Below are 13,877 nucleotides of genomic sequence, written 5' to 3'. Positions count from 1 at the left end.
CCGGTGATCCGGTGTGCTGTCGACATCATTGGGCCGCTTGGGCCTTGGCTTGTTCAGCCAAGGCAATCGGCTTGAAATCGTAGGTCGGATAGAACTCGGTGCGATAACTGCCCCACGCGGTGTTTTCCAGGGCGAGGTTCACTTCCGCCAGACGCGTGACAGGAAAGCGCACGGTAACGACTTGGCCGATACCCATCATGATGTTCCAGCTCACCACTTCGACCCCGGCCGGGGGAAACGTTTTATGGAAACCCTGTTTCGCGAGCTGAGCCTTGAGTTCACTTAACGGTCGGGTTTGATCATGTTTCAGAAACACAGTCAGCATCATTGCGTTGTCGGCAGTGGTGACGACAGTGTTTGCGGGTTGGGTAGCGGCTTGCGCGCTGACCCCGGCGCAATAGACGGAAGACATCAGTAACGTCGACATCAGCAGGCTTTTTAGTGACTTTTGCATATTGAACTCCTGGTTTTATTGCTTGATGGCAGACTTGGTTTCTATCGTTCCGGTATAGGGCGCGTGAACGACATGAATGCGAACGAGAGGATTGTTGTCGACCATGTCGCGGGGGACTTCCCGAGAATAAGTGAATTCACGGTTGTTCAATGTTTCCAGGCGCCTGACCCATGTTTTGGTCGGGCCGATATCCGGTACAAGAATGTGTTGCTGCTGATCGCCGGTGACAAAGAAGTAACCACCACCGCCTTTGTTGTACTTTGATTCGCCTGTATCGGTGTAAAAGAACTCGTATCGATTACGCTCGGGATCCCACGTCGATATGCCAACTACGCCGGGGTACCTGGCTTTGACGTCGGTTTCAGGGGCGCCGTCGATATAGACCTTGGTGGTCAGCCATCGCGGCGAAGAAGCCAGCTCGCGGACATCGGCGTGGGCGTTGGCGAGCGGCGCAAGCAGTGCGGCCAACAACAGGCCGGTCATCATGTTCTTTTGCATGCTGTGTCCTCTCGATCACACTTTAATTATCAGTCTTCGAATTCGGGGCGATAAAAATATTGACCTGCCATGGAATAATGTTCAATGGCTGGGTAGTCGCTTGTAACAAATGGCTGGCATTCGATTTTAAGTAATGTTTTGTTGTAAGTATTTTTGGCTGTGTAACTTGTAGGATTGTTCTGCAGGGTTGTTGGTTGATTCATTTATTTATTGGCGTTTTCTGCGGTTAACGTCGCTGGCGCCATTAACTATTTACACGATGCTGTAGGACAAGGGATGCCGTAACAAATCTCTGGTTGACGCAACCGCAGCAAGTGAAGTTGCGTCTATTTCGGGACGCTTGCTTAGAACCTCACTGCAGCGCTGTCGATTAACCGTGCGAAAGCGGCACCGAGAGTCGTGTTGTGATGGTTGATGATCACTTCGGCCGATAGCGCAGCGGTGTCCATGCAAGTGTGGGCGTCGCTGACCAGCAATGGTCTGAAGCCCAGATCGGCAGCGCTGCGACAGGTGCTGTCGATGCAGAACTGGCTTTTCATGCCGACCACATAGAGGTCTTCGATCTGTGCGGCTTTGAGTTGCTGCGCTAGGTCAGTGCCATGGAAAGCATTGGGGCGGGATTTGTCGAAGAGGGTGTCGATTTCAGCGTCCAGTTCAAGCGCGGGCAACAATTGCCAGAATGGACTGCCAGCGGCAATCGGTGAGCCGTCCGGGCCGGTGTGGCGCACGGCGAAGATTGGCACTTGATTCACTCGGGCCTGAGCGACCAGACGCTGGATGTTGGCCAGAACCTGTTCGCCTCGGTAGGGCTTTTCCTGGCCATGGAACAGGCCGACCTGCATATCGATGATCAACAGTGCTGCGGGCATCGTGGTTCTCCTTGAGTGCTGCGGATGCCGCACGGACGGGAGAAACAACAAGGCCCCGTCCATTGCTGGCGGGGCCCTGGGGTTGCTGCGCTGGAGTTAACTCACACAGAAACACCACGACCCGCCATTGGCGGTCGTGGTGGTGCGGGTGAGGTGCAGCGCGCGAAGGTTCATCGGCCGATCATGCGGGTGGCATCGACGGGCTGTCAACCGGCGTATTGGGCGATGCCGTTGCCGAACGACCAGTTCTCTTTTTTCACTTCGACCAGATTGATGAACACGTCTTCCAGGCGCACGGACAGGTGCGTGTTGAGATTTTGCGCGATGGTCTGGTACAGGGCTTTTTTCTGCTCCAGGGTGCGGCCTTCGTTGAGGGTGATCTGGATGATCACCAGTTGGTCGCTGCGCTGGATGCCCAGATATTGCGGGTCGAAGATGAAGTGCTCGGCATCGTGCTCATTGAGAATCTGGAAATTGTCGTGCTCCGGCACATTGATGGCGCTGCGCATGGCGGCGTAGATCTGCTCGCCGATGCGTTTGGCGAAGGTGGGGTCGGGGTGTTTTTTGATTTCGACGCGGACGAGCGGCATGAGTAATGACTCCATGGGGCAGGGGACTGGTATCACGCTAGATCATGTGCGCGAAATTGAAAGCTTATGCCCCTCGTTACCCAACCCTGAATCCTGAACCCCTGTAGGAGCTGTCGAGTGCAACGAGGCTGCGATCTTTTGATCCTGACCCTGAAGATCAAAAGATCGCAGCGTGCCGCAGCTCCTACAGGGATGCCGGATTTTGCCTACGAACTTGAAAGATCCATCTGCTATCCGGCAGGCGATGAATGCGAAATCATCAGGGCACAAGGCAGCTTGGGCGAGTCGCGGGTGTTTTTTTCAAGTTCTGAGCAGGTGTTCGACAACCATCAAATCGATGACCCAGAGAGGAATCAGCATGAACACATTTGACCGCAAGGCCATGATGGAACAATCAGATCGCGAGCACGATGAGTGGGTCGAAAAAATGCGTATCCAGGGCAAAGGCGATATGTACCCAATCTGGGGGATGCTGGCTTTCGGCATCTTTTGCATGTCATTGGGATTCATATTGGCTCGATCGATCTGATCTGGTTTTTCCGTTCATGTTCGACGCTGGAGGCTGTCGGAAAACGACATTGTACGTATCCGTAGCCGACAGTTATTTTCCCGAAAACGACAACCCGTTGATCTGCACCGCATAACCATTCCTCAGCTAAGTCTTTGCTTCTGCACATTTATCGCGGAGAATCGCGCCCCTGTTTCGGCCGGAGCATGTCTGTCGGTTTTTTCCGACGCGTCCTGACCGAGTGGCAAGTGACCGGAATGCGGAGATCCGACCGGATGAATGATCAGGCCAATAGCGTCGAAGAGCGCTTTGATGCAGCAGCACCCGCTGAACTTTCGAGCTGGAATCGCCAGGACACCACCTGGATGTTGGGACTGTTTGGGACGGCCATCGGCGCCGGCACCCTGTTTCTGCCAATCAATGCCGGGCTCGGTGGCTTCTGGCCGCTGGTGATCCTGACGCTGCTGGCGTTCCCGATGACGTTCTACGCGCACCGTGGCCTGACCCGCTTTGTGCTGTCCGGTCGCGAAGGCGCCGACATCACTGAAGTGGTGGAGCAGCATTTCGGCATCAAGGCCGGTGCGTTGATCACCTTGCTGTACTTCTTCGCGATCTTCCCGATCCTGCTGATCTACAGCGTCGGCCTGACCAACACGGTCGCCAGTTTCCTCGAACATCAACTGCACATCACGCCGCCACCGCGCGCGCTGCTGTCGTTCGTGCTGATCCTCGGTTTGCTGGCGGTGGTGCGTTGCGGCGAGCAGGCGATCGTCAAGGCGATGAGCCTGATGGTCTATCCATTCATCGTCGCGCTGCTGTTCCTCGCGGTGTACCTGATTCCGCACTGGAACGGCGGCATTCTCACCACCGTTTCGCAGGTGCCCGCGCCGTCCGCGCTGCTGCACACGCTGTGGCTGGCGATTCCGGTGATGGTGTTCTCGTTCAACCACTCGCCGATCATCTCGGCGTTCGCGGTGGATCAGAAGCGTCGTTATGGCGTGAATGCCGACGAGCGCAGCTCGCAGATCCTGTTCCGCGCCCATGCACTGATGGTGCTGATGGTGATGTTCTTCGTGTTCAGTTGCGTACTGACCCTGTCACCCGCGCAATTGGCTGAAGCGAAAGATCAGAATCTGTCGATCCTGTCTTACCTGGCCAACCACTTCAACAATCCGACCATCGAATTTGCCGCTCCGCTGATTGCGTTCGTGGCGATTTCCAAGTCGTTCCTCGGTCACTACATCGGTGCCAGCGAAGGCCTCAAAGGCCTGATCATCAAGAGCGGCAAGCGTCCGAGCGCCAAGGCACTGGATCGCATCGTTGCAGCGTTGATGCTGGTGGTCTGCTGGATTATCGCGACCCTGAACCCAAGCATTCTCGGCATGATCGAAACCGTCGGTGGCCCGGTCATCGCAGCGATCCTGTTCCTGATGCCGATGTACGCGATTCGCAAGATTCCGGCGATGGCGCGTTATCGTGGCCAGGCGTCGAACGTTTTCGTCGCGGCGGTTGGCCTGGTGGCGATTTCGGCGCTGGTTTACAAGCTGGCCGTTTAAAGACCAATAGATCGCATAGCTCCGTGCGGGAGCCGCCGCAGGCTGCGATCTTTGGCTTTTAAGCTACAGTACGCCGCTACGCATCCCTGATGCGTAGCGGCTTTTTTTCGTCTGGAGACAGTGGATTGTCGAGCGCCCCGCCACCTGTGGAACAACCCAATCGCTGGCAGGACGCCCTCGCGGGCCTGTCGATCGCCGGCCTGTTGCTGCCTGAAGCCGTGGCGTACTCGACCATCGCCGCACTGGCGCCTCAGGCCGGGGTCATCGCCTTGTTTGCCGGGTTGCTGTGTTACGGGCTGTTCGGCACCAGTCGCTTCGCCATTGTGTCGGCGACGTCATCGTCAGCGGCGGTGCTCGCGGCAGCCACGGCGACCTTGGCCAATGGTGATCCGCAACTGCGCTCGACGCTGGCGGTCGGGCTGGTGCTGGTCACCGGCGCGTTGTTTCTGCTGGCCGGGATCTTTCGCCTCGGCAGCGTCACCTCGTTTATCGCCAAACCGGTCTTGCGCGGGTTTGCCTTCGGTCTGGCGCTGACGATCATTCTCAAGCAAGTTGCCAGTGTGGTCGGCGTGCATCTGACCGACGCCAATCTGGTGCGCTTCGCTCCGCAACTGCTGGAGCAACTGCCACAGTGGAACTGGCCGGCAGCGGCTGTCGCTGCCGTGGCGCTGGTGTTGCTCGGCGTGTTTGCGCGATTCCCGCGGGTGCCCGGCGGATTGCTGGTGGTGGTGATCGGCATCCTCGCCGGGCAATGGCTGCACTTGCCGGCGTATGGCGTGAAGTTGATCGGGGTGATTGATCTGAGCCTGGAGGTGCCGAATTTACCGGCCTTGCCGTTCGCCGACTGGCTGCGGTTGGGGGAGGTGGGATTTGCGCTGGTGATGATTCTGTACGCGGAGTCCTACGGCTCGATCAGTTCGTATGCACTCAAGCATGGCGACCGTGTGACCTCGAACCGCGACTTGCTGGCACTCGGTGCGGCGAATCTGCTGTCCGGGTTGTTCCATGGCATGCCGGCGGGAGCGGGGTATTCGGCAACCTCGGCGAATGAGGCCGCGGGGGCTACTTCACGGATGGCTGGCGCGGTGGCGGCGCTGGTGGTGCTGGCCATCGTGCTGACCGTTCTGCCATGGATCGCGCTGACGCCGGAGCCAATCCTCGCCGCGATTGTCATGCATGCGTTGGGGCGGGGTTTGAGTTTGCAGCCGCTGGGGCGTTATTTCGTCTGGCGCCGGGATCGGGTGCTGGTGATTTGTGCGGTGGCGGCGGTGTTGGTGCTTGGCGTGCTGGACGGCTTGCTGGTAGCGGTGGCGATCAGTGTCTTGTTGATGCTCAAGCAGATGTCGGCGGCGGACATCCAGGTGTTGGGGCGGATCGACGGCGGGCACGATTTTGTCGATATTCAGCGCCATCCCATTGCGCAGACGGAACCCGGCATTTTGATCATTCGGCCGGGCGAGGCGTTGTTCTTTGCCAACGTCGAACGGATTCTGGGGGCGGCGTTGCGCTTGGTGCGGCATTCGCAGGTACCGGTGCACACGGTGATTCTCAGTCTGGAAGAAACGCCGGATCTGGATGGCACCAGCATTGAGGCGATGCAGGAGTTTTTCCTGCGGGTGCACCTGGAGGGCAAACGGTTGATTCTGGCGCGGCTCAAGCACGAGGCGCTGAGCGCGTTGGCGGAACTGCCGGAGGTGTCGGCCAATGATGTGATCCTCAGCGGCCTGAGCGTCGACGGCGCCGTCCAGCAAGCCCTCAACCTCAACCCGATTTTGTAGGAGCTGCCGAAGGCTGCGATCTTTTGATCTTAAGACAAAGATCAAAAGATCGCAGCCTGCGGCAGCTCCTACAGAGTCCGATGTAGGGCAGAAGGTATGTGAACACAGGTCCCCGCGTTTTTCAGGGATAAAAAAACGCCGCACATCTCTCGATGGGCGGCGTTTTTCATTGCGTTGCAGCGTTAGGCTTGAACGACCGGAATGTTGGCGTTCGCAGCAGCTTCACGGAACTCGGCGATCTGGTCGAAGGACAGGTAGCGGTAGATATCGGCCGCCATGCTGTCGATCTTGCCAGCGTATTCCATGTACTCCTCGACGGTCGGCAGGCGACCCAGGATCGAAGCGACGGACGCCAGCTCGGCCGAAGCCAGGTAGACGTTCGCGCCGTCACCCAGACGGTTCGGGAAGTTACGGGTCGAAGTCGACACAACAGTCGCGTTCGGCTCTACACGTGCCTGGTTACCCATGCACAGCGAGCAGCCCGGCATTTCCATGCGCGCGCCAGCCTTGCCGTAGATGCCGTAGTAGCCTTCTTCGGTCAGCTGGTGAGCGTCCATCTTGGTCGGCGGCGACAGCCACAGACGGGTTGGCAGCTGACCCTTGACCTGATCCAGCAATTTACCGGCAGCGCGGAAGTGACCGATGTTGGTCATGCACGAACCGATGAACACTTCGTCGATCTTCTCGCCAGCAACGCTGGACAGCAGACGGGCGTCGTCCGGATCGTTCGGCGCGCACAGTACAGGCTCGCTGATGTCGGCCAGATCGATTTCGATGATTTCGGCGTATTCGGCGTCGGCATCGGCTTCCATCAGTTCCGGGTTGGCCACCCAGGCTTCCATCGCTTGCGCACGGCGTTCCAGAGTACGCGCATCGCCGTAGCCTTCGCCGATCATCCAGCGCAGCAGGGTGATGTTGGAGTTAAGGTACTCGGTGATCGACTCTTTCGACAGCTTGATGGTGCAACCGGCAGCCGAACGTTCGGCCGAGGCGTCGGACAGTTCGAACGCCTGCTCGAGGGTCAGACCTTCCAGACCTTCGATTTCCAGGATGCGGCCGGAGAAGGCGTTTTTCTTGCCTTTCTTCTCGACGGTCAGCAGACCGTTCTGGATAGCGAAGTAAGGAATCGCATGAACCAGGTCACGCAGGGTGATGCCAGGTTTCATTTTGCCTTTGAAGCGCACCAGAATCGATTCCGGCATGTCCAGCGGCATGACGCCGGTGGCCGCAGCAAACGCAACCAGACCGGAACCGGCCGGGAACGAAATGCCCATCGGGAAACGGGTGTGCGAGTCACCACCGGTACCGACGGTGTCTGGCAGCAGCATGCGGTTCAGCCACGAGTGGATGATGCCGTCGCCCGGACGCAGGGAAACGCCGCCGCGGGTCATGATGAAGTCAGGCAGGGTGTGGTGGGTAGTCACGTCGATCGGCTTTGGATAGGCCGCGGTGTGGCAGAACGACTGCATCACCAGATCAGCGGAGAAGCCCAGGCACGCCAGGTCTTTCAGTTCGTCACGGGTCATTGGACCGGTGGTGTCCTGAGAACCCACAGTGGTCATTTTCGGTTCGCAGTAGGTGCCAGGACGGATGCCTTTGCCTTCTGCCAGACCGCAAGCCTTGCCGACCATTTTCTGCGCCAGGGTGTAACCCTTGGTGCTTTCGATCGGTGCATCAGGCTTCTTGAACAGGTCGAACGCCGGCAGACCCAGTTCGGCGCGAGCCTTCTCGGTCAGGCCACGGCCAATGATCAGCGGGATACGGCCGCCAGCACGGACTTCGTCCAACAGCACCGGAGTCTTCATTTCGAAGGTGGTCAGGACTTCGTCGGTGCCGTGTTTGCAGACTTTGCCAGCATGCGGGTACAGGTCGATCACGTCGCCCATGTTCATGTTGGAAACGTCGAACTCGATTGGCAGTGCGCCGGCATCTTCCATGGTGTTGTAGAAGATCGGAGCGATTTTGCTGCCGAAGCAGAAACCGCCAGCGCGCTTGTTCGGCACGTAAGGAACGTCATCGCCGAAGAACCACAGTACCGAGTTGGTAGCGGATTTACGCGAAGAACCGGTACCGACCACGTCACCGACGTAGGCGATCGGGAAGCCTTCACCGCGCATTTGTTCGATCTGCTTCATCGGGCCGATGGCGCCCTGCTGATCAGGAACGATGCCGTCGCGGGCCATTTTCAGCATGGCCAGGGCGTGCAGCGGGATGTCTGGACGCGACCAGGCATCAGGAGCAGGGGAGAGGTCGTCGGTGTTGGTTTCGCCGGTAACCTTGAATACGCGCAGGCTGATCTTGTCGGCCAGGGTCGGACGGTTCTTGAACCACTCGCCGTCAGCCCAGGATTGCAGCACGGCTTGAGCGTGAGCGTTGCCGTTCTTGGCTTTTTCCGCGACGTCGTGGAACGCATCGAACATCAGCAGGGTGTGCTTGAGTTGCGCGGCAGCGACTGGCGCCAGCTCGGCGTCGTCCAGCAGGTCAACCAGAGTGACGATGTTGTAGCCGCCCTGCATGGTGCCGAGCAGTTCTACAGCGCGCTTTTTGTCCAGCAGCGGGGAGGAAACTTCGCCCTTGGCCAGTGCAGACAGGAAGCCGGCTTTGACATAGGCCGCTTCGTCCACGCCGGGTGGAATGCGATTGGTGATCAGGTCAACGAGAAATTCTTCTTCGCCAGCCGGAGGGTTTTTCAGCAGCTCGACCAGGCCTGCTGTTTGTTCGGCGTTAAGCGGCTGGGGAACGATACCCAGGGCTGCACGCTCTTCGATATGTTTGCGGTAGGCTTCAAGCACAGTTATTACCCTCATCAGTGGTCCCAAATGGGTGTCCGGGACGCTCATCCCGAAATGCTCGTACTCATGCGCTGCGTGGCGTTGTGGGCCGCTTAGCCAGAATTACCGACCATTCCTTACAGAAGCTGCTTTCAAAGTTTTACGCCTGCAGAACGGGGAGCTGATGAGGGTTGGCGATGGGCTTTTCCCCGCTGGAAAAACCCCTCGCCAACACCGCTCTGAAGGAACGACTGTGCTCGTGACGCTTTGAAAACAGCTTCTAACGGACATTGGCGCCTTAAAAGGCTGGCTGATTCTACGGCAAAAAAAAATTAAACGTAAGTTCGTCCCTGAAGTTTGAGGGGTGATGAATGTTAGACAAAGGGCTAACATGCCGACCTGTTCCGCGTTTCAGTGCCTTTGCCTACTTTATGCCCAATCAGACCATCAAGACCCCCTGCGTCGGCCTCTGCTCCACTGTTTACGGTGATCTGGTGTGCCGTGGCTGCAAGCGTTTCCACCACGAAGTGATCCATTGGAATGGTTACAACGAGGAGGAAAAACGCGCGGTGTGGCTGCGTCTGGAACAATTGCTGTCACAAGTGATGGCGGGAAAGGTCGAGATTTTCGATTCGGCGCGCCTGCGCGAGCAGCTCGAACAGCGCAAGATCCGCTTCGTGCCGCATCAATCGGAATATTGCTGGGCGTATCAGCTGATCGCTCGTGGTGCGCGGGTGATCATTAATCTGGAAGCGTACGGGATGGTGTTGCTGCCGGAGTTTCGCGAGTGGAACCTGCCGGAATTACGCGATGCCATTGATCGGGAATTCTTCCTGCTGTCGGAAGCGCATTATCAGCGCTACATCGCCCCCGGATTCCTCAAAGACGCCTTCGGCGCCTGAAGATCAAAAGCTTCGCGAGCAAGCCCGCTCCCACATTGGATTGGTGTCGTTCACAAAACCAATGTGGGAGCGGGCTTGCTCGCGAAGGGCCGGCTCAGGCACCACAGGTCTTAATGTTTCACCGCCAACTCCACCAGATGATCCTCGACCTCCTGCGGCTTGAGCACCAGTACGTCGCTTTCCAGCTCGTCCAGCACCACTTCTGCGGTATTGCCGATCAACGCTCCTGACAAACCGGTCCGCGCCACCGTGCCAATCACGGTCACCGCCGCCTGCAGCTTGTGCGCCATGAACGGGATCAGCACATCCGCCGGGCCTTCCTCGATGTGCAAATGTTCGTCATCGACATCAAATTCCGCCTGAAACGCCCGACACTGCTCGCGATAGCGCGCTTCGATGGTTTCGCTCAGCTGGAAAGTCGGATCCGCCGCCGACAGCATCGGTGAAGGATGCGCCGCAATCACATGCAGGTGCGCTTTGGCCAGCCTGGCAATGTCATAGCCGTGATCAATGATCGTGGTGTGCAGATGCCGGTGTTCGCCATCGGCATTGCCGACATCGACGGCAGCCAGGATCACGCGGTCTTTCCATGAAGTGGACGTTTTCACCAGCAGCACCGGGGTCGGACAGTGGCGCAAGAGTTTCCAGTCCGCCGGCGTCAGCAGGGCCTTTTTCAGCGGACTGTCAGGGAAGTGCTGCTTGACCACCAGCCCGCAGCCCTCGGCCTGCTGCACATCGATGATGGTTTCGTGCAGGCTCTCGTTCCACGCCTGTTCGGTGGTCACGCTGTAACCCTCGGCCAACAGCGCGGCCTTGAGTACGCCGAGCATGCCGGCGTGGTCGTGCTTCTTGTCACACACCAGCAGGTGCAGATGGGCCTGGGTCACGCCCGCGATCAGCTTGGCGCGCTTGAGCGCCAGACTTTCCGAATGTTCGGGTTCGATGACCACCAGAATGCTGCGAATGGCTTGCATGAGCGGAGTCTCCAGCAAAGAAAAGGCACGGCGTTGCACAACTATAGTTGCTGCTCATGCGCTTGCGACTTGATGCATATCAACGCGGGCGACTGGTGGTCTGCGGGCAGGCCGGTATAATCGGCGCCCTTCGCTCGAACACCTTTACCGTGAGCCCCATGATCCTTCCCGAAATCCACGAATTCCTTGGCTGCCGCACCCCCGACGCCTGGGTCCAGGCCGCACTGGCCGATCAGGAAACCCTGCTGATCGACCACAAGAACTGCGAGTTCAAGGCTGCCAGCACCGCGCTGAGCCTGATAGCCAAGTACCATTCCCACGTCGACCTGATCAACATGATGTCGCGTCTGGCCCGGGAAGAGCTGGTGCACCACGAACAGGTCATGCGCCTGATGAAACGCCGCAAGATCGAGCTGCGCCAGCTGCATGCCGGCCGTTACGCGTCGAGCCTGCGCAAGGTGGTGCGCAGCCACGAGCCGGTGAAGCTGGTCGATACGCTGGTGGTCGGGGCGTTTATCGAAGCGCGCAGTTGCGAGCGGTTCGAAGCGCTGGTGCCGCATCTGGACGAAGAACTCGGCAAGTTCTACTTTGGCCTGCTGAAAAGCGAGGCGCGGCATTTTCAGGGTTATCTGAAGCTGGCTTATCAGTACGGCGAGGCCAAGGATGTTGCGCAGGTGATCGAGCGGGTCCGCGCTGCCGAGCAGGAGCTGATTGAATCGCCGGATGAAGAATTCCGCTTTCACAGTGGTGTGCCTGTAAACCGTTAAGATCAAAAGATCGCAGCCTTCGGCAGCTCCTACAGGGAAACGCATTCAAGATGTAGCAGCTGCCGAAGGCTGCGATCTTTGCGCGTGTGATTGTTAAAAACTCTTAAGAGTATGAAACATCAGCGCAAAACGGTCCTCGCCTGCGAATGCCGCCATAATGTCGGCCCTTACACATGGGTTGGCACACGGTCGATATGGATAATCTGGGTTTTGGCAAAGTCCTGCTGGTGGAAGACGACGAGCGTCTTGCCGCGCTGATCGCCCACTTCCTCGAACAACACGGCTACGAAGTCCGCTCGGTGCATCGCGGCGATCTGGCGGTGGCCGCGTTTCTCGAATTCAAGCCGAAAGTGGTGGTGCTCGACCTGATGCTGCCGGGGCAGAGTGGCCTGCACGTGTGCCGCGAAATTCGCAGCGTGTCGGATACGCCGATCGTGATTCTGACCGCCAAGGAAGACGACCTCGACCACATTCTCGGCCTGGAATCGGGTGCCGATGACTACGTGATCAAACCGATCAAACCGCCGGTCTTGCTGGCCCGCCTGCGGGCGTTGCAACGGCGGCAGGTGCCGGACAGCAACGTGGTCAGTCTGCTCGAGTTCGGCCATTTGAGGATCGACCGCAGTTGCCGCGAAGTGCGCCTGGCCGGGGAAGTCATCGAAATGACCACCATGGAGTTCGAGCTGTTGTGGTTGCTCGCCAGCGCGGCGGGCAAGACGCTCTCGCGCGATGACATTCTCAACCGCATGCGCGGCATTGCCTTCGACGGGCTCAATCGCAGCGTCGACGTGTACATCAGCAAACTGCGTAACAAACTCAAGGACAACCCTCGCGAACCGGTGTGCATCAAGACCGTATGGGGCAAAGGTTATCTGTTCAATCCGTTCGCCTGGGAGCTGTAGATGCTGCGGTTATTTTTCGGGCTGTTTCTGGTCATGACGGTGGGGCTGGTGTTGGCGTTGCAGACGGTTGAACACACGTTCGATGCGCTGCTCGATTATCAGCAACGTGACTACAACCGTGAAGCCGTACGCGGTCAGGCCTGGACGCTCACTCAGCAGTTACGTGAACTCGATGGCCCTGCGCGGGAAAACCAGTTGCAATCGATACGCCCGCACTACGGGCTGGGGCTGACGCTGGTCGATGCCGACCAACTGAACCTGACCGACGAGGAAAAAACCGAGCTGGCCGATGGCTTGCTGGTCATCCGCGACAAATACAGCCAATACATTTCCGCCATCGATGGCGGCCCGCAGTTGCTGAGTATTCGCCTGCCCGCAGAACCGAGCCTGATGCCTTTCTACATCGTCGCGGCGTACCTGATGATTGCCGTGGTGATCGGTATCGTCCTGTTTTTCTGGGTGCGCCCGCACTGGCGTGATCTGGAAAAACTGCGGCTGGCCGCCGAGCGTTTTGGCGGCAACGACTTGTCGTCTCGCATTCAATTGTCGAAACGCTCGAACATCCGCGACCTGGCCGAGCACTTCAACCTGATGGCGGCGCGTATCGAAGGTTTGATCGCCAATCAGCGCGAGCTGACCAACGCCGTGTCCCATGAACTGCGCACGCCGATTGCGCGGTTGTCGTTTGAGCTCGACCAACTCAAGCAACAACCGGGCGCCAGCCAGAACCGCGAGCTGATTGCCGATATGTATGCCGACCTTGGCGAGCTGGAAGAGATGGTCTCCGAACTGTTGACCTACGCCAGCCTTGAGCGCGGCGCGACGGTGATCAAACGCGAGAATATCCAGGCTGCCAACTGGCTCGACAGCGTCGTCGGCAGCGTGGCGCTGGAAGCGGAAGCGGCGGGGGTGCAGTTGCTGATTGGCGATTGCCTGCTCGATACCGTGCGCATCGAACCGCGGTTCATGGCGCGGGCGGTGATCAATCTGCTGCGCAATGCCATTCGTTATGCCGAGCAGCGCGTGGAAGTGACGCTGGAGCGCAATGGCGAATACTACGAAGTGCGGGTCAACGACGACGGGCCGGGGGTGCCGCTGGATGGGCGCGAGAAGATTTTCGAGCCATTTTCGCGGCTGGATGCCAGCCGCGATCGGCGTACCGGCGGGTTTGGTTTGGGCCTGGCGCTGGTGCGACGGGTGTCGCAGTCGCATGGCGGGCAGGTCGAAGTCGGTGAATCGGAATGGGGCGGGGCATCGTTTCGGATGACCTGGGCGCATCTGGATTGATCTGCGTTGCCAGTCCCGGCC

The 13,877-nt window shown here is 58.6% G+C and carries 14 protein-coding genes; 8 read left to right on the top strand and 6 right to left on the bottom strand.

Annotated features, from left to right (window positions below; all coding sequences use genetic code 11):
* Positions 1-25: 25 nt before the first annotated feature.
* The 4 genes from C2E19_RS17680 to C2E19_RS17665 form a co-directional block, all read right to left on the bottom strand.
* Positions 26-454: a hypothetical protein gene (locus C2E19_RS17680; RefSeq protein ID WP_129394372.1), complete on the bottom strand. Its 429-nt coding sequence runs from the start codon at positions 452-454 to the stop codon at positions 26-28.
* Positions 455-469: 15 nt separating this feature from the next.
* A complete protein-coding gene (locus tag C2E19_RS17675; protein ID WP_129394371.1) occupies positions 470-952 on the bottom strand; it encodes a DUF4822 domain-containing protein in 483 nt (160 codons plus the stop codon).
* A 344-nt stretch (positions 953-1,296) separates the two neighbouring features.
* Positions 1,297-1,821 carry a cysteine hydrolase family protein gene (locus tag C2E19_RS17670; RefSeq protein WP_129394370.1) on the bottom strand — a complete coding sequence of 175 codons (525 nt, stop codon included), beginning with the start codon at positions 1,819-1,821 and terminating at the stop codon, positions 1,297-1,299.
* A 206-nt stretch (positions 1,822-2,027) separates the two neighbouring features.
* Complete coding sequence (locus tag C2E19_RS17665; protein ID WP_129394369.1) at positions 2,028-2,411, bottom strand: tautomerase family protein; 384 nt, start codon at positions 2,409-2,411, stop codon at positions 2,028-2,030.
* A 117-nt stretch (positions 2,412-2,528) separates the two neighbouring features.
* Between C2E19_RS17665 and C2E19_RS17660 the strand changes: the two genes are divergently transcribed.
* The 4 genes from C2E19_RS17660 (at position 2,529) to C2E19_RS17650 (ending at position 6,253) form a co-directional block, all read left to right on the top strand.
* Entirely contained in the window at positions 2,529-2,783 is a 255-nt protein-coding gene (locus tag C2E19_RS17660) for a hypothetical protein (RefSeq protein WP_129394368.1), read from the top strand.
* Positions 2,770-2,940: a hypothetical protein gene (locus tag C2E19_RS29015; RefSeq protein ID WP_164979437.1), complete on the top strand. Its 171-nt coding sequence runs from the start codon at positions 2,770-2,772 to the stop codon at positions 2,938-2,940. The genes C2E19_RS17660 and C2E19_RS29015 overlap by 14 nt, the downstream gene beginning before the upstream one ends.
* 254 nt (positions 2,941-3,194) lie before the next feature.
* Entirely contained in the window at positions 3,195-4,475 is a 1,281-nt protein-coding gene (locus C2E19_RS17655) for a serine/threonine transporter (RefSeq protein ID WP_129394367.1), read from the top strand.
* Positions 4,476-4,600: 125 nt separating this feature from the next.
* Positions 4,601-6,253: a SulP family inorganic anion transporter gene (locus C2E19_RS17650; protein WP_129394366.1), complete on the top strand. Its 1,653-nt coding sequence runs from the start codon at positions 4,601-4,603 to the stop codon at positions 6,251-6,253.
* A 182-nt stretch (positions 6,254-6,435) separates the two neighbouring features.
* On the opposite strand, the gene acnB is transcribed toward C2E19_RS17650, so the two are convergent.
* Positions 6,436-9,045, bottom strand: a complete 2,610-nt coding sequence (gene acnB / locus C2E19_RS17645; protein WP_129396147.1) for a bifunctional aconitate hydratase 2/2-methylisocitrate dehydratase — start codon at positions 9,043-9,045, stop codon at positions 6,436-6,438.
* 410 nt (positions 9,046-9,455) lie between these two features.
* On the opposite strand from acnB, the gene C2E19_RS17640 reads away from it, so the two are divergent.
* The gene (locus C2E19_RS17640; protein WP_045123298.1) at positions 9,456-9,926 is read left to right on the top strand and encodes a DUF1289 domain-containing protein; all 471 of its coding nucleotides are present in this window, start codon (positions 9,456-9,458) and stop codon (positions 9,924-9,926) included.
* A gap of 110 nt (positions 9,927-10,036) precedes the next feature.
* On the opposite strand, the gene C2E19_RS17635 is transcribed toward C2E19_RS17640, so the two are convergent.
* Positions 10,037-10,900, bottom strand: a complete 864-nt coding sequence (locus C2E19_RS17635; protein ID WP_129394365.1) for a universal stress protein — start codon at positions 10,898-10,900, stop codon at positions 10,037-10,039.
* 158 nt (positions 10,901-11,058) lie between these two features.
* Between C2E19_RS17635 and C2E19_RS17630 the strand changes: the two genes are divergently transcribed.
* The 3 genes from C2E19_RS17630 (at position 11,059) to C2E19_RS17620 (ending at position 13,856) form a co-directional block, all read left to right on the top strand.
* On the top strand, positions 11,059-11,667 hold the full coding sequence (locus tag C2E19_RS17630; protein ID WP_129394364.1) for a tRNA-(ms[2]io[6]A)-hydroxylase: 609 nt from the start codon (positions 11,059-11,061) through the stop codon (positions 11,665-11,667).
* A 194-nt stretch (positions 11,668-11,861) separates the two neighbouring features.
* On the top strand, positions 11,862-12,569 hold the full coding sequence (locus C2E19_RS17625) for a response regulator (RefSeq protein WP_129396146.1): 708 nt from the start codon (positions 11,862-11,864) through the stop codon (positions 12,567-12,569).
* Complete coding sequence (locus C2E19_RS17620; protein ID WP_129394363.1) at positions 12,570-13,856, top strand: ATP-binding protein; 1,287 nt, start codon at positions 12,570-12,572, stop codon at positions 13,854-13,856.
* Positions 13,857-13,877: the final 21 nt, after the last annotated feature.

Origin of the sequence: Pseudomonas sp. DTU12.3, from assembly GCF_004124275.1 — a bacterium.
GTDB classification, from domain to species: Bacteria; Pseudomonadota; Gammaproteobacteria; order Pseudomonadales; family Pseudomonadaceae; genus Aquipseudomonas; species Aquipseudomonas helmanticensis.
Note: the sequence above shows the minus strand (reverse complement) of the source record. Positions and strands in the feature narration are given on the sequence as shown.